The 15,903-nt window shown below is 61.5% G+C and carries 10 protein-coding genes; 1 reads left to right on the top strand and 9 read right to left on the bottom strand.

Annotated features, from left to right (window positions below):
* Positions 1 to 20: 20 nt before the first annotated feature.
* The 9 genes from gltB to ACOYXI_RS21480 all read right to left on the bottom strand — a co-directional run bounded on the left by gltB (position 21) and on the right by ACOYXI_RS21480 (position 13,058).
* Positions 21 to 4,466, bottom strand: a complete 4,446-nt coding sequence (gene gltB, locus ACOYXI_RS21520; protein WP_461675266.1) for a glutamate synthase large subunit — start codon at positions 4,464 to 4,466, stop codon at positions 21 to 23.
* Positions 4,467 to 4,816: 350 nt separating this feature from the next.
* The gene (locus tag ACOYXI_RS21515) at positions 4,817 to 6,406 is read right to left on the bottom strand and encodes an AAA family ATPase (protein WP_461675265.1); all 1,590 of its coding nucleotides are present in this window, start codon (positions 6,404 to 6,406) and stop codon (positions 4,817 to 4,819) included.
* 10 nt (positions 6,407 to 6,416) lie between these two features.
* Complete coding sequence (aroB, locus tag ACOYXI_RS21510) at positions 6,417 to 7,517, bottom strand: 3-dehydroquinate synthase (RefSeq protein WP_461675264.1); 1,101 nt, start codon at positions 7,515 to 7,517, stop codon at positions 6,417 to 6,419.
* 151 nt (positions 7,518 to 7,668) lie between these two features.
* Positions 7,669 to 8,187: a shikimate kinase AroK gene (aroK, locus tag ACOYXI_RS21505; protein ID WP_027611316.1), complete on the bottom strand. Its 519-nt coding sequence runs from the start codon at positions 8,185 to 8,187 to the stop codon at positions 7,669 to 7,671.
* Between the two features lie 4 nt (positions 8,188 to 8,191).
* The gene (pilQ, locus tag ACOYXI_RS21500) at positions 8,192 to 10,270 is read right to left on the bottom strand and encodes a type IV pilus secretin PilQ (protein WP_139053557.1); all 2,079 of its coding nucleotides are present in this window, start codon (positions 10,268 to 10,270) and stop codon (positions 8,192 to 8,194) included.
* A gap of 13 nt (positions 10,271 to 10,283) precedes the next feature.
* Positions 10,284 to 10,811: a pilus assembly protein PilP gene (locus ACOYXI_RS21495; RefSeq protein ID WP_098966815.1), complete on the bottom strand. Its 528-nt coding sequence runs from the start codon at positions 10,809 to 10,811 to the stop codon at positions 10,284 to 10,286.
* Positions 10,808 to 11,431: a type 4a pilus biogenesis protein PilO gene (pilO, locus tag ACOYXI_RS21490; RefSeq protein WP_098966813.1), complete on the bottom strand. Its 624-nt coding sequence runs from the start codon at positions 11,429 to 11,431 to the stop codon at positions 10,808 to 10,810. Before pilO ends, ACOYXI_RS21495 begins: the two co-directional genes overlap by 4 nt.
* Positions 11,428 to 11,994, bottom strand: coding sequence for a PilN domain-containing protein (locus tag ACOYXI_RS21485; protein ID WP_134785244.1), 567 nt, complete (start codon positions 11,992 to 11,994; stop codon positions 11,428 to 11,430). Before ACOYXI_RS21485 ends, pilO begins: the two co-directional genes overlap by 4 nt.
* Positions 11,994 to 13,058, bottom strand: coding sequence for a pilus assembly protein PilM (locus ACOYXI_RS21480; protein ID WP_096794691.1), 1,065 nt, complete (start codon positions 13,056 to 13,058; stop codon positions 11,994 to 11,996). The genes ACOYXI_RS21485 and ACOYXI_RS21480 overlap by 1 nt, the downstream gene beginning before the upstream one ends.
* Before the next feature lie 219 nt (positions 13,059 to 13,277).
* Between ACOYXI_RS21480 and ACOYXI_RS21475 the strand changes: the two genes are divergently transcribed.
* Positions 13,278 to 15,722, top strand: coding sequence for a penicillin-binding protein 1A (locus ACOYXI_RS21475; protein WP_410477705.1), 2,445 nt, complete (start codon positions 13,278 to 13,280; stop codon positions 15,720 to 15,722).
* Positions 15,723 to 15,903: the final 181 nt, after the last annotated feature.

The following is a 15,903-nucleotide window of genomic DNA, read 5'->3' as shown; positions in this document are numbered from 1 at the left end:
TCAAACTCTTCAGGCGCATATCACTGCGGGTTGGCACGAGTGCTGGAAAGCAACGACTTCAGGTTGGCAGCCTTAGGCTTGACCAGCCAGAAACGACGCAGGTAGTCATCAAGGTTCTCGGCGAGTTCACGACCCCACTCGCTCTCGGTTTCCTTGACGTACTCGTTCAGCACGTTCTGCAGGTGGCTGCGGTAGGCTTCCATCGCCTCGCCGCTGATCCGCTGGATTTCCACCAGTTCGTGGTTGACCCGGTCAACGAAGGTGTTGTCCTGATCGAGCACGTAGGCGAAACCGCCGGTCATGCCAGAGCCGAAGTTGTAACCGGTCTTGCCCAGGACGCAGACGAAACCACCGGTCATGTACTCGCAGCAGTGATCGCCAGTGCCTTCCACGACCGTGTGGGCACCGGAGTTACGCACGGCAAAACGCTCGCCTGCGGTGCCGGCGGCGAACAACTTGCCGCCGGTGGCGCCGTACAGGCAGGTGTTGCCGATGATGGCGCTGTTCTGAGTCTGATAGACGCTGCCCTTCGGCGGCACGATGACCAGCTTGCCGCCGGTCATGCCTTTGCCGACGTAGTCGTTGGCGTCGCCTTCCAGGTACATGTGCAGACCACCAGCGTTCCACACGCCGAAGCTCTGACCGGCCGTGCCTTTGAAGCGGAAGGTGATCGGCGCGTTGGACATGCCCTGATTGCCGTGCTTGCGCGCGATTTCGCCGGAGATCCGCGCGCCGATCGAACGGTCGCAGTTGCAGATGTCCAGTTCGAACTCGGCACCGCTGAGGTCGTTGATCGCCGAGGTCGCCATGTCGACCATTTTCTCGGCCAGCAGGCCCTGGTCGAACGGCGGGTTGCGCTCAACGCCGCAGAATTGCGGTTTGTCCGCCGGGATGTGATCGCTGCCCAGCAGCGGGGTCAGATCCAGATGGTGTTGCTTGGCGGTCTGGCCTTCGAGGATTTCCAGCAGATCGGTACGGCCGATCAGCTCTTCGAGGGAACGCACGCCGAGCTTGGCCAGCCACTCACGGGTTTCTTCGGCGACGTAGGTGAAGAAGTTCACCACCATGTCGACGGTACCGATGTAGTGATCCTTGCGCAGCTTCTCGTTCTGCGTCGCAACGCCGGTGGCGCAGTTGTTCAGGTGGCAGATGCGCAGGTATTTGCAACCCAGGGCAATCATTGGCGCTGTACCGAAGCCGAAGCTTTCGGCACCGAGGATCGCTGCCTTGATCACGTCGAGGCCGGTTTTCAGGCCACCGTCGGTCTGCACCCGGACTTTGCCGCGCAGGTCGTTGCCGCGCAGGGTCTGGTGGGTTTCAGCGAGGCCGAGTTCCCACGGAGCGCCCGCGTATTTGATCGAGGTCAGCGGCGAAGCACCGGTGCCACCGTCGTAGCCGGAGATGGTGATCAAGTCCGCATAGGCCTTGGCCACACCGGCGGCGATGGTGCCGACGCCCGCTTCCGCTACCAGTTTCACCGAAACCAGTGCCTTCGGGTTGACCTGTTTCAGGTCGAAGATCAGTTGCGACAAGTCTTCGATCGAGTAGATGTCGTGGTGCGGCGGTGGCGAAATCAGGGTCACGCCCGGCACTGCGTAACGCAGCTTGGCGATCAGCCCGTTGACCTTGCCGCCCGGCAGTTGCCCGCCCTCGCCCGGTTTGGCGCCCTGAGCGACCTTGATCTGCAGCACTTCGGCGTTGACCAGGTATTCCGGGGTGACACCGAAACGGCCGGTCGCGACCTGCTTGATTTTCGAGCTCTTGATGGTGCCGTAGCGCGCCGGGTCTTCGCCGCCTTCGCCGGAGTTGGAACGCGCACCGAGGCGGTTCATGGCTTCGGCCAAGGCTTCGTGGGCTTCCGGCGACAGTGCGCCCAGCGAGATACCGGCGGAGTCGAAGCGCTTGAGCACCGATTCCAGCGGTTCGACTTCGCTGATGTCCAGCGGCTTGTCGAGGGTCTTGACCTTGAACAGGTCGCGGATCATCGACACCGGGCGGTTATCCACCAGCGAGGTGTATTCCTTGAACTTGGCATAGTCGCCCTGCTGCACGGCGGCTTGCAGGGTGTTGACCACGTCCGGGTTGTAAGCGTGATATTCGCCGCCGTGGACGAACTTCAGCAGACCGCCCTGCTGGATCGGCTTGCGCGGACTCCAGGCTTCGGTAGCGAGGGCTTTCTGCTCGGCTTCGATGTCGACGAAACGCGCACCCTTGATGCGGCTCGGCACGCCACGGAAGCTCAGTTCGCAAACTTCTTCGGACAGGCCGATGGCTTCGAACAGTTGCGCACCACGGTACGAGGCGATGGTCGAGATGCCCATCTTCGACAGGATCTTCAGCAGACCTTTGGTGATGCCCTTGCGGTAGTTCTTGAACACCTCATAGAGGTCGCCCAGCACTTCACCGGTACGGATCAGGTCGCCCAGCACTTCGTAGGCCAGGAACGGATAGACCGCCGAGGCGCCGAAACCGATCAGCACCGCAAAGTGATGCGGATCGCGCGCGGTCGCGGTTTCCACGAGGATGTTGGAATCGCAGCGCAGGCCTTTTTCGGTCAGGCGGTGGTGCACCGCGCCGGTGGCCAGCGAAGCGTGGATCGGCAGCTTGCCCGGGGCGATATGGCGGTCGCTCAGGACGATCTGGGTACGCCCGGCGCGCACGGCTTCTTCAGCCTGATCGGCGACGTTGCGGATCGCCGCTTCGAGGCCGACGCTTTCGTCGTAGTTGAGGTCGATGATCTGCCGCTCGAAACCCGGGCGGTCGAGGTTCATCAGCGAGCGCCACTTGGCCGGCGAGATCACTGGCGAGCTGAGGATCACGCGCGAGGCGTGCTCCGGCGATTCCTGGAAGATGTTGCGCTCGGCCCCGAGGCAGATTTCCAGCGACATCACGATCGCTTCACGCAGCGGGTCGATCGGCGGGTTGGTGACCTGCGCGAACTGCTGGCGGAAATAGTCGTACGGCGTGCGCACGCGCTGCGACAGCACGGCCATCGGCGTGTCGTCGCCCATCGAACCCACGGCTTCGTAGCCCTGTTCGCCAAGCGGACGCAGCACTTGGTCGCGCTCTTCGAACGTGACCTGATACATCTTCATGTACTGCTTGAGCTGATCGACGTCGTAGAACGCCGAACCGTGGTCGTTGTCTTCCATGGTCGCCTGGATGCGCAGGGCGTTCTTGCGCAGCCATTGCTTGTACGGATGACGGGACTTCAGACGGTTGTCGATCGCGTCGGTGTCGAGGATCTGCCCGGTCTCGGTGTCCACGGCGAGGATCTGGCCCGGGCCGACACGGCCCTTGGCGATCACGTCTTGCGGCTGGTAGTTCCAGACGCCGATTTCCGACGCAACGGTGATGAAACCGTTGGTGGTGGTGACCCAGCGCGCCGGGCGCAGACCGTTACGGTCGAGCAGGCACACCGCGTAACGACCATCGGTCATCACCACGCCGGCCGGGCCGTCCCACGGTTCCATGTGCATCGAGTTGTACTCGTAGAACGCACGCAGATCCGGGTCCATGGTTTCAACGTTCTGCCACGCTGGCGGAATGATCATCCGCACGCCACGGAACAGGTCGATGCCACCGGTGACCATCAGTTCGAGCATGTTGTCCATGCTCGAGGAGTCGGAACCGACACGGTTGACCAGCGGGCCGAGCTCTTCCAGATCCATCAGATCGTTGGTGAACTTGGTCTGACGGGCCTGTGCCCAGTTACGGTTACCAGTGATGGTGTTGATCTCGCCGTTGTGGGCGAGGAAGCGGAATGGCTGGGCCAGCGGCCATTTCGGCAAGGTGTTGGTGGAGAAGCGCTGGTGGAACACGCAGATCGCGGTTTGCAGGCGCTGGTCACCCAGGTCCGGATAGAACGCGGCCAGGTCGGCCGGCATCATCAGGCCTTTATAGATGATGGTCTTGTGCGAAAAGCTGCAGATGTAGTGGTCGGTGTCGGCGGCGTTGGCCACCGACGAGCGACGACGGGCGCTGAACAGCTTGACCGCCATGTCCTGATCGCTCAGGCCTTCACCGCCGATGTACACCTGCTCGATCTGCGGCAGGCGCTCGAGGGCCAGTCGACCGAGGACGCTGGTGTCGATCGGCACTTTGCGCCAGCCGATCAGTTGCAGGCCTTCAGCGAGGATCTCGCGGTTCATGTTCTCGCGAGCGGCTTCGGCCTTGGCCGGATCCTGGTTGAAGAAGACCATGCCCACGGCATATTGCTTGGGCAGCTCGACGCTGAAGTTTTCCTGGGCAATCGCCCGCAGGAACGCGTCAGGCTTTTGAATCAGCAGACCGCAACCGTCACCGGTCTTGCCGTCGGCATTAATCCCACCGCGGTGGGTCATGCAGGTCAGGGCCTCGATGGCCGTTTGCAAAAGGGTATGACTGGGCTCGCCCTGCATATGGGCTATCAGGCCGAAACCGCAGTTATCCTTGAATTCATCTGGTTGGTACAGACCTGCTTTCATAGACACTTTCTCACCAGGCTGCCTCTTTTCGAGGCAAATTTCTTTTCAATTCAACCACTTGCTTGCCGCGCCGAACGTACGCCGGCTTTGCGGGGGCAAAAGGGTGGTCATTGTACACAGCGACACAGAGGCTCACAAATTTGACGACGAAATGTCGCAAATTCATGTCGCATTTGTGAAAGGTTTAAAGCGATCTGCTGTGCTAGTCAAAACTTTTTTAATTTTGACCGCAACGACTCAAAGACTACTGTGACGCAGACACCACAAGGCACGCGGTCTGTAGAGACGGCGCGCACTCGTAGAAATTTTGAGGTGCTTGGAGAGGCGGCCTGGGTAAGGCCGCCGAATCTTCAGCGAGTTGTTGCCAGTTCCTGTTGGACGCTGGCGACAGTGCGAGGCCAAGGTTTACCAGCCTGAACCTTCGCTGGCAAGGCCTTGATGGCAGAAACGGCTGCATCACGATTGGCGAAGTTGCCGTAGGTGATCACGTAGAGAGGCTTGCCGTTGAGGACTTTCTTGAAATAACGGTACTCGCCGCCCTGCTCCTTGACGAAGTTTTGCGCGGTCGCTTCGGAGCTGGTGCCGAGGATCTGCACCACGTAGTTGCTGGTCGGTTGAACGGCGTACCAGCTACCACCGGCAGCCTTGGCCACGGTAACCGGCTTCTCGGCCGGTTTGGCAGCCGCAACAGGCTTGGCCGGAGCCGGAGCCGGTTTGGCCGCTGGCGCTGCCGGAGCAGGCTTGGCGGTGGCGACCTGAGTCGGTGCCGGGGTCGGCTTGGCCGCCGGAACAGGTACTGGCGTCGGAGCCGGGCCGGCCGGAACACCTGCCGGTGGTGCGGAAGTCGTGACGGTCGGCGGCGTTGCGCTGGAGCCTTCGACAGGCACGCCGTCGTCACCTTCGGTGATACCGCCAGCAGCCTCAGCCAACGGGCCGCGCATCACCGGTTGCGAGTTGCCGACCAGCGGCAACGGCATCGGCTGGGTATTGCCGGCGAACTCGACATTCGGTGCGCCACCCTTGGCGCCCTGACCCAATGGCAGTTGTGCCTGTTCGTTGGCGGGTGCGCCGGTGGTTGGCGCCTTGTTGCGACCCGGCATCAGCCAGGCGGCGGCGACCGCGACCACAACGACGGCGGATATCGCCAATACGTGTTTCTTCGGCATGTTGAACCCCATACTTGGACGCTTGACCGCAGAGCGGCTGGCAATCATGACTTCGATCAGTGCATCGCGAGCGACCTGGTTGATGTTGCCAGGCCAACCCTCGGCGCTTTCGTGAATCTCAGAGATCTGATCCGCGGTGAAAAGTTCGACACCCCGGCCCGCACCTTCCAGCCGTTGGTCGAGATATTCGCGGGTCTCTTCTTCGGTATACGGCTGCAGTTCGATGACGTGGAAGCGCTCTTCCTCGAGGTGCAAGGCCTCCAGTTGCGCGATCAGCGACGACTCACCGAACAGGAACACATGCGGGCGACCTTCCGGTGCACCGGCCCCTAGCGCCATCAGCGCTTCGAGCGCGGATTCGTCGAGCTGCTCGGCGTCATCCACCAGCAGATAGACCTCCTGGCCGGTAAGCGCGAGCTGCACCACCTGATCCAGAATCGCGCCAACTTCGGCCTGAGCCACGTTCAGTGCCTGAGCCACCTGACGCAGCACGCCGGCGGCATCGCCAGCTCCACGGGCCGACACGACAACGCTTTGCACCGATTGCTTGTTGGTGCTGGCCACCAGCGCCTGACGCAGCAAGGTCTTGCCGCTGCCCTGCGGGCCGGTGACCACCAGCAGCAACTGGCTGTAACGCGCCAGGTGGTGCAATTGCCCCAGCACCGGTTTGCGCTGGGCCGGGAAGAATTTGAAGCCCGGCACCCGCGGCGCGAAAGGGTCGTGACTTAACTGGAAATGGCCGAGGAACGCCTCGTCGGCATGCAAACTAGTCATCGGAATCTTATTAACCTTTAAGCTGAGCCAGAGCGCGGTAATCCGCTTCCAGCGTGGCCTGTAGAACCTCTTTCGGATAATCGGCGGTCACCACCGCTTCGCCCATCCGGCGCAGCAGCACCAGGCGCAGACGACCGTCGATCACTTTTTTATCAATTGCCATATGTTCGAGAAAATCGGCTTCGGTCATTTCTTCCGGCGGAATCACCGGCAGACCGGCACGCTGGAACAGACGAATGCCGCGATCACGTTCCTGCTCGCTGATCCAGCCCAGACGCGCGGACATTTCCAGCGCCATCACGGTGCCAGCGGCCACCGCCTCACCATGCAACCAGACACCATAGCCCATGTGGGTCTCGATGGCGTGGCCGAAGGTGTGGCCGAGATTGAGCGTGGCGCGCACGCCGGTTTCCTTCTCATCGGCACCGACCACTGCAGCCTTGGCCGCGCAGGAGCGCTCGATGGCATAGGTCAGGGCCTTCTGGTCCAGCGCGCGCAAGGCGTCGACGTTGTCTTCGAGCCAGGTCAGGAACGGCTCGTCGCAGATCAGACCGTACTTGATGACTTCGGCCAGACCGGCGGACAGCTCACGCTCTGGCAGGGTTTTCAGGGACGCGGTATCGATCAGCACCACGTTCGGCTGATAGAACGCGCCGACCATGTTCTTGCCCAGCGGATGGTTGATACCGGTCTTGCCGCCCACCGACGAATCGACCTGGGACAGCAGCGTGGTAGGAATCTGGATGAAATCGACACCGCGCTGGTAGCAGGCGGCGGCAAAACCGGCCATGTCACCGATGACACCACCACCGAGGGCGATGATTGTGGTGCGGCGGTCGTGACGGGCAGTCAGCAGGCCGTCGAAGATCAGTTGCAGGGTTTCCCAGTTCTTGAAGGCTTCGCCGTCCGGCAGCACCACCGAGATCACCGAGAACTGCGCAAGACTGCGGGTCAGACGTTCGAGATAGAGCGGCGCAACGGTCTCGTTGGAGATGATTGCCACTTGCCGCCCATGGATATGCGGCGCCAGCAACTCGGGCTGATCCAACAAACCTTCGCCAATATGAATCGGGTAGCTGCGCTCGCCTAGATCGACCTTGAGTGTCTGCATGTGTCCCCACAGTGAAGATGGAAGCAGGCGTCCTGCCCTGAATTATTGGTTGTCTGCGGCCTATAGCGAATCTGACGCCGCTCGCACGCCATCCGCCACAACCTCGGCGGCTGTGACAGGACGCCGAGGATAGCGCATTTCCGGCGGCGCTTTAACGGGGTGGCAGCTGCGCCAGACGGTCGAGAATGTCGAGCACCACCATGCGCGGTGGCCGTTCGTCGGTTTCAACCACCAGATCGGCGATCTCTCGATAGAGCGGATCGCGGATCTCGAGCAGGTCTCGCAGGGTTTTCGCCGGATCGGCGGTGCGCAGCAAAGGACGATTGCGATCGCGCGACGTACGCCCGACCTGCTGCTCGACGGAGGCATGCAGATACACCACCCGCCCGCCCGCGTGCAGGGCCTTGCGGTTGGCATCGCGCATTACCGCACCGCCGCCGGTCGCCAGTACCACGCCGTCGAACGCGCACAGCTCGGCGATCATCGCCTGCTCACGGTCACGAAAGCCGGGCTCGCCTTCCTTGTCGAAGATCCACGGGATATTGGCGCCCGTGCGCAGTTCAATTTCCTTGTCGGAATCTTTGAACGGCAGGCGCAGCTCTTTGGCCAGCAACCGGCCGATGGTGCTTTTTCCAGCGCCCATCGGTCCTACAAGAATCAAATTTCGCACAGAATCAACGACTCACAGCAATCGCCTGGTTATTCATGATACGCGGAGTGAGAAATACCAGCAGCTCGGATTTTTTCTCCGAAACCACATCACGCCGGAAAAGGCGGCCAAGATACGGCACATCGCCAAGAAATGGCACCTTATCTACGACCTTGCTTTGAGTATTTGAGAAAACGCCCCCAATCACGATGGTCTCGCCGTCGTTCACCAGCACCTTGGCGTTGACCTCGTTCTTCTTGATCGGCGGTACATCCTGCACTTTGTTCAGGTAGTCCGGTTCGTCCTTGGTGACCTTGACCTCCATGATGATGCGGTTGTCGGGGGTGATCTGCGGCGTCACTTCCAGCGACAGCGAAGCCTCCTTGAACGACACCGACGTCGCACCGCTGGAGCTCGCCTCCTGATACGGAATCTCGGTGCCCTTGAGGATCTTCGCCGTCTCTTTGTCGGAGGTGACCACTTTGGGCTGCGAGACGATCTCACCGTTGCCGGTCTTCTCCATGGCGGTCAGCTCAAGATCGAGCAGCACATTGTCGGTAATGAAGGCGATGCCGATCCCCGAGGTATTACCCACCGTGCCCATGTCGACGAACGGCGAGTTGGTACTGGTACTGCCCGGTGTGCCGATGGTGGTCGACGAGCCATTGCTGACCCCCGAGGTGTTCCAGTTGCCCTTGTTCTGGATCGAACCGCCCCAGCGAACGCCCAGACTCTTGTCGTAATCGACGTTGGCTTCGACAATCCGCGCCTCGATCATCACCTGACGCACCGGAATATCCAGTTGCGCCACGATCCGCCGCAGTTCGTCGAGGCGATCCTGGGTCTGGTAGGCAATGATGTTGTTGGTGCGCTCATCGACAGTGATCGAGCCACGCTCGTCGATTTTCGCCTCGGCGCTGGTCACCGACTGGAACAGCTTGGCGATGTCCGCGGCCTTGGCGTAATTCACTTGCAGCAGCTCGCGGCGCAGCGGCGCCAGTTCGGCGATCTGTTTCTGTGACTCCAGTTCCTGGCGTTCGCGGGCGGCGATTTCGTCGGCCGGCGCCACCAGCAACACGTTGCCGATCTTGCGTTTATCCAGCCCCTTGGTTTTCAGCACCAGGTCCAGCGCCTGATCCCACGGCACGTTTTGCAGACGCAAGGTGATCCCGCCCTGCACGGTATCGCTGGCCACCAGATTGAGGTTGGTGAAATCGGCGATCAGTTGCAGCACCGAGCGCACGTCGATGTCCTGGAAATTCAGCGAAAGCTTTTCGCCGCTGTAGCTGTTGCGATCGGCGTTACGTTTTTGCAGATCATCGACCGTCATCGGGCGAATGCTGACGGTCAGTTTGTTGTCGGTCTGGTAGGTGGAATAGTCGAACGTGCCGCTGGGTTCGACGGTGATGACCGCACGATCACCGGTGGCGGCAGCGTTGACGAACTGCACCGGCGTGGCGAAGTCCTTGACGTCGAGGCGCACCCGCAGCCTGTCGGGCAACTGCGTGCGGGCGAAGCTGAGGATGATCTTTCCGTCATGCTCCTGGATGTCCGGGGCGATGGTCGGATCCGACAGGTCGATGACGACGTTGCCCTCACCCGCCGTGCCGCGCTGGAAGTCGACGCCACGAATGGTTTTGGCGACGGGGGTATAAGCCTTCGCCGGCGCTGGAGCCGCGACCGGTCGCGGCGCAACAGCGGCTGGCCGTGGCGCAGCAGGCTTGGCGCCCTGCCCGACCACCACGAACAGATTGTTGCCCTCGACCCGCGAGGTGTAGGACGTCAGTTGCGTCAGGCTGATGATCAGGCGCGTGCGGTCGTTGGCTTCCACCACTGTGGCGGTTCGCGCGTTACCGCTGCCCAGATCGCGGGTCTTGCTCGTCAGTTGGCTGGCGACACCCGGCAGATCCAGGGCGATTCGCGCCGGCGATTCGGTGGTGTAGCCCTTGGGTTGCGGTGGCGGGCTGTCGAACGACAGCTTCAACTCGATGCGATCACCCGGTAACGCCGCGACATCCAGCGTCTTGAGGCTGGCCGCCTGAACCATCGGTGAAAGCAGCGCTATCCATAGCGAAAAACCGAGGGTGGAGAAAATCCTGTTCATTGTTCGACTTCCACTATGAGTGCTCTTTCAAAGGAATGGTGCGCGGACGTTCCAGCCAGGCGCCTTCGCCGTCGGGCACGATCTCGACCACATCGACCTGAGTGGCGCTGATGGCGACAATGCGCCCGTCGTTGCGCCCCAGGTAGTCGCCGACTTTCAACCGATGCACTGCACCCGCCCCGCGCAGCAAGGCAAAGGAGCCGCTGGCATTGGAGATCGTGCCAACCATTTCAAACTGCTCGATGTTGAAACCTTCGAGGTATTGCTTGACCCGGTTGGGGTCGGGTTTGACGTTGCGCGAGCCACGCTGCTGCCCGGCCAGATCGACGCGCACCTGGCGCGAGAACGGGCTACGCAGGTTGGCCGCGCTGTAGGTAAAGGTAGGATAGGAATGAAAGGTCGGCGTCGGCTCGATCTTGCCGGCCGGGCGCAGACGCACTTCGTTCATGTAGGCGTCGAGGTCGCTGAATTCGTCACTGCTGCCGCAACCACTGAGGCCGAGCACCAGCACTGACAAAGCGAAATAACGGATCGGGGTCATTTGTCCAACCCCTTGTCGTTATAGCGGTAGGTCTTGGCGAGAATGCTCATGCGCAGCTTCGTCCCGCCGTCGGGATTGGCCGGTGCCAGTTCGAAATCGTGCAAGGTGACGATCCGTGGCAACCCGGCGACGCCACTGACGAAGGTCGCGAGGTCGTGGTAAGCCCCGGTGACAGTGATCTGGATCGGCAGCTCGATGTAGAACGGCTGGGTCACCTCCGGCAGCAGCTTGATCTCTTCGAATTCAAGACCGCTGCCCAGCCCGGTACGGGTAATGTCCTCGAGCAATCCCGGGACCTCGGTGTCGCTGGGCAACTGCCGCAAGAGCACGCCGAAGGAGGTCTCCATCTCCTTCATCTGCTGGGTGTAGAGCTCCAGGTTGGCAGCCATGTGCGCCTTGCTGGCGAACTGCTCCTTCAAGGTGTCCTCTTCCTGACGCTTGGCTTCCAGCTGGTTTTCCATGTCGCTGATAAAAAAGTTATAGCCAAGCGCCAACACCAGCACCGCCAGCAATGCTCCCGCGATAGTTTTCACCGCGGCCGGCCAGGAGCCGATATTGCTGGTGTCCAGATCGTTGAAGTCGATGTTGCGCAGACTTTGCAGCCATTCGGACGGCTTCATTTTTCGCCCTCCGTCACGGCTGGCTGGGTCTGACGCACAGTCAGCTGAAAGACGTTGGCCTGATCCACCTGACCGGCGGTCGTCGCTTTCACCTCGTTCAAGCTGGGCGCATCGAACCAGTCGGAAGCGTCCAGATTGCGCATCAGCTCCGAGACGCGATTGTTCGACTCCGCCGCGCCACTGATCGACAGCGTCTTGCCGAGCAATTTCACGCTGGTGAAATACACCCCGTCCGGCAGCGTGCGCGCCAGTTGGTCGAAGATCCGTCCGCTGATCTGCCGGTTGCCCTGCAAGTCCTGGATGATGCGCATGCGCTCGACCAGTTGCTGGCGCCGTGCCTTGAGTTCGCTGATCTGCTTGATCCGTTCGTCGACCACGGCGATCTGTTTGCCAATGTAGTCATTGCGTGCTGCCTGCCGCTCGATGGCGGTACTGAAGATCTGATCGGCGATGAACACTGCGCCCACCGAACCGACGAACACCCCGATCAGGATCAGCAGAAAGCGTTTGCGCCGCTCTTCGCGACGTTCCTCACGCCAGGGGAGAAGGTTGATCCGCGCCATCAGTCGAAACTCCTGAGCGCGAGCCCGCAGGCAATCATCAGGGCCGGCGCGTCACTGGCCAGGGCCCCGGCGTTGACCTTGCTGCTCAAGGCCATGTCGGAAAACGGGTTGGCGACCTGGGTCGGGGTGCCCAGACGCTGTTCGATCAGCCGATCCAGCCCCGGCACCGAGGCGGTGCCGCCGGCCAGCAGAATGTGATCGACCGCGTTGTACTGCCCGGAGGCAAAGAAGAACTGCAACGAGCGCGAGACCTGCTGCACCAGAGCATCACGGAACGGTTGCAATACCTCGCTGACATAGTCGTCCGGCAGACCGCCCTGCTTTTTCGCCAGCCCGGCCTGCTCGACGGTCAGGCCGTAGCGGCGCTGGATCTCCTCAGTCAGCTGCCTGCCACCGAACAGCTGCTCACGGGTATAGATGATGCGGCCGTTGTGCAGGACGCTGAGGGTGGTCATGGTCGCGCCGATGTCCACCACCGCCACGGTCAGGCGTTCCTGCGAGGCTGCCAGTTGAGTGGCGAGCAGGCCGAACGAGCGCTCCAGCGCATAGGCCTCGACATCGACCACGCGCGCGGTCAGCCCGGCCAGCGCCAGCGCCGCTTCGCGGACTTCGACGTTTTCCTTGCGACAGGCGGCCAGCAGCACGCTGACCCGCTCCGGGTTGCGCGGCGACACGCCCTGGACTTCGAAATCGATGGCGACTTCGTCCAGTGGATAGGGAATGTATTGGTCGGCTTCGATCTTCAGCTGGTTTTCCAGCTCGTCATCGGTCAGCCCGGCGTCCATCTCGATGATCTTGGTGATCACCGCAGAACCGGCCACCGCCACCGCCACGCTCTTGAGCCCGGTGCGTGCCTTGACCAGCACCCGGGACAAGGCATGGCCCACGCCTTCGAGCTCGGCGATGTTCTTTTCGACCACGGCGTTGGGCGGCAGCGGCTCTACCGCGTAGGCCTCGACCCGGTAGCGATCGCCCTGACGGCTCAACTCCAGCAGCTTCACCGAAGTGGAGCTGATGTCGATCCCCAGTAACGTATTGGTCTTTTTCTTGAAGAGTCCCAGCACTACCAATTCCCTATGACTTTCCGTGAGTTACGGACTCTGTAATACGCATTGCGTTCCTTCACCCCGTCTTGACAGAAGCGCAAATGACGCCCCCAGCAGAAAAGTGCTTATAATGCCCAGCGTTTTTTTCCGCTTTTTACTGCCGGCCCAGGCTGTTCTGTGTGTTACCGGAACCCTGCCGCCCAATTCATTCTTTGCCCTGGATGTTCAAAAGCCTTGATTCGTCTGCTGAAATTTTTCGGTTGGTCCATCGTCGCCGTTTTCTGCGGACTGCTTTTAGGTCTCAGCGGCGCGTTTCTTTACCTTAGTCCGGGTTTGCCGTCTGTGGAGGCGCTGAGAAGCATTCAGTTGCAGATTCCGCTCCGGGTCTACAGCAGCGACAACAAGTTGATCGCAGAATTTGGCGAAATGCGCCGTACTCCGATCCGTTTCGCCGACATTCCACCCAATTTCATTAATGCGTTACTAAGTGCTGAAGACGACAATTTCGCCAACCACTATGGCGTCGATCCGAGCAGCCTGATGCGCGCCGCGACCCAACTGGTCAAAAGCGGGCACATTCAGTCCGGCGGCAGCACCATCACCATGCAGGTGGCGAAGAACTTCTTCCTGACCAGCGAACGCAGCTTCTCGCGCAAAACCACCGAGATTCTTCTGGCCCTGCAGATCGAACGGCAGTTGACCAAGGACGAGATCCTCGAGCTGTACGTGAACAAGATTTATCTGGGTAACCGCGCCTACGGCATCGAGGCGGCGGCGCAGGTGTATTACGGCAAGTCGATCCGCGACGTCAGCCTGGCGCAGATGGCGATGATCGCCGGCCTGCCGAAAGCCCCGTCGCGCTTCAACCCGCTGGCCAACCCGGCGCGCAGCAAGGAGCGCCGCGACTGGATTCTCGGACGCATGTACAAGCTCGGAAAGATTTCCGAGGCTGACTACACCGCCGCGATCAACGAGCCGCTGAACGCCAGCTATCACGTGCCGACCCCGGAAGTGAACGCACCGTACATCGCCGAAATGGCCCGTGCCGAAATGGTCGGTCGCTATGGCAGCGACGCTTACACCGAAGGTTTCCGCGTCACCACCACGGTGCCGAGCAACCTGCAGGAAATGGCCAACACCGCGCTGCACGAAGGCTTGATGACCTACGATCAGCGCCATGGCTACCGCGGACCCGAGTCGCGCCTGCCGGGCAAGACTCACGAAGCCTGGGCGACCGAGCTGACCAAGCAGCGCACCATCAGCAGCCTGGAGCCGGCCATCGTTACCCAGGTCGACAAGAATGGCTTGCAGGTGCTGACCCGTACCGGCGAAGAACACGTCGCCTGGGACACCATGAAATGGGCGCGGCCGTTCCTCAACACCAACAGCATGGGCGCCGCACCGCGCCAACCGTCGGATGTGGCGCAGGTCGGCGATCTGATTCGCGTGCAGCGTCAGCCGAACAATTCGCTGAAATTCAGCCAGATCCCGCAGGCGCAAGGCGCGCTGGTATCGCTGGATCCGCAGAACGGCGCGATCCGCTCGCTGGTCGGCGGCTTTGCGTTCGAGCAGAGCAACTACAACCGCGCCCTGCAGGCCAAGCGTCAGCCGGGTTCGAGCTTCAAGCCGTTCGTCTACAGTGCTGCACTGGACAGCGGTTATACCGCCGCGACGCTGGTCAACGATGCGCCGATCGTGTTCGTCGACGAGTACCTGGACAAGGTCTGGCGGCCGAAGAACGACACCAACACCTTCCTCGGCCCGATCCGTCTGCGCGAGGCGCTGTACAAGTCACGTAACCTGGTGTCGATCCGCTTGTTGCAGGCGATGGGCGTCGGCAAGACCATCGACTACATCACCCGTTTCGGCTTCAACAAGCAGGACCTGCCGCCGAACCTGTCGCTGGCGCTGGGCACCGCGACCCTGACGCCGATGGAGATCGCTACCGGCTGGAGCACCTTCGCCAACGGCGGTTACAAGATCACCCCGTACATCATCGACAAGATCGAAAGCCGCAACGGTGACACGCTGTTCGTCGCCAACCCGCCGACCGTGCCACAGGGTGGCTCGGCGACCGATGGCCTTGCCGCGCCGGAGTCTCAGCCGATCACCGTCAACGCCGCACCGGTTCCGGGTGAAGCCCCGGGCGTTGCCGCAGCACCACAAGCGCCGGCCGTGGCCGAGCGGATCGTCGATGGCCGCACCACATACATCCTCAACAGCATGCTGCAGGACGTGATCAAGCTCGGCACAGGTCGCCGCGCACTGGCCATGGGCCGCAGCGACATCGCCGGCAAGACCGGTACCACCAACGAATCGAAGGATGCGTGGTTCTCCGGTTACAACGCCGATTACGTGACCACCGTGTGGACCGGTTTCGACCAGCCGGAAAGTCTCGGTCGCCGCGAGTTCGGCGGCACCGTGGCGTTGCCGATCTGGATGAACTACATGTCTGCCGCGCTCAAGGACAAGCCGCCGCACGTACAGCCTGAGCCGGAAGGCATCCTCAGCCTGCGGGTGGATCCGGTCAGCGGTCGTGCGGCAACGCCGAGCACGCCGGGCGCCTACTTCGAGCTGTTCAAGTCCGAAGACACGCCGCCCTCGGTGAATGAGCTGGGCAACGGCGCCGTACCGGGCAGTCCGCTGCCGGCGGATGAGCAGGCACCGATCGATCTGTTCTGATCAATGCGCCCCAAAAAGCCCCGCCTTCGAAAGAAGTGCGGGGCTTTTTTATGCCTGTGATTTTTATGTTGTCTGGGCCGGCCTCTTCGCGAGCAAGCCCGCTCCCACAGTGACCGGGTTGTAGCCAGCATTTGCGCACACCACAAAACCTGTGGGAGCGGGCTTGCTCGCGAAGAGGCAC

The sequence above is a fragment of the Pseudomonas sp. G3-19 genome, assembly GCF_054855875.1.
The sequence above is the reverse complement of the archived record's forward strand: the minus strand, read 5'-3'. Positions and strand labels throughout refer to the sequence as shown.

What these genes read in the sequence shown, in the direction of transcription:
- gltB (WP_461675266.1), bottom strand. Translation starts at nt 4,466, where the DNA reads ATGAAAGCAGGTCTGTACCAACCAGATGAATTCAAGGATAACTGCGGT.
- ACOYXI_RS21515 (WP_461675265.1), bottom strand. Translation starts at nt 6,406, where the DNA reads ATGACTAGTTTGCATGCCGACGAGGCGTTCCTCGGCCATTTCCAGTTA.
- aroB (WP_461675264.1), bottom strand. Translation starts at nt 7,517, where the DNA reads ATGCAGACACTCAAGGTCGATCTAGGCGAGCGCAGCTACCCGATTCAT.
- pilQ (WP_139053557.1), bottom strand. Translation starts at nt 10,270, where the DNA reads ATGAACAGGATTTTCTCCACCCTCGGTTTTTCGCTATGGATAGCGCTG.
- ACOYXI_RS21495 (WP_098966815.1), bottom strand. Translation starts at nt 10,811, where the DNA reads ATGACCCCGATCCGTTATTTCGCTTTGTCAGTGCTGGTGCTCGGCCTC.
- pilO (WP_098966813.1), bottom strand. Translation starts at nt 11,431, where the DNA reads ATGAAGCCGTCCGAATGGCTGCAAAGTCTGCGCAACATCGACTTCAAC.
- ACOYXI_RS21485 (WP_134785244.1), bottom strand. Translation starts at nt 11,994, where the DNA reads ATGGCGCGGATCAACCTTCTCCCCTGGCGTGAGGAACGTCGCGAAGAG.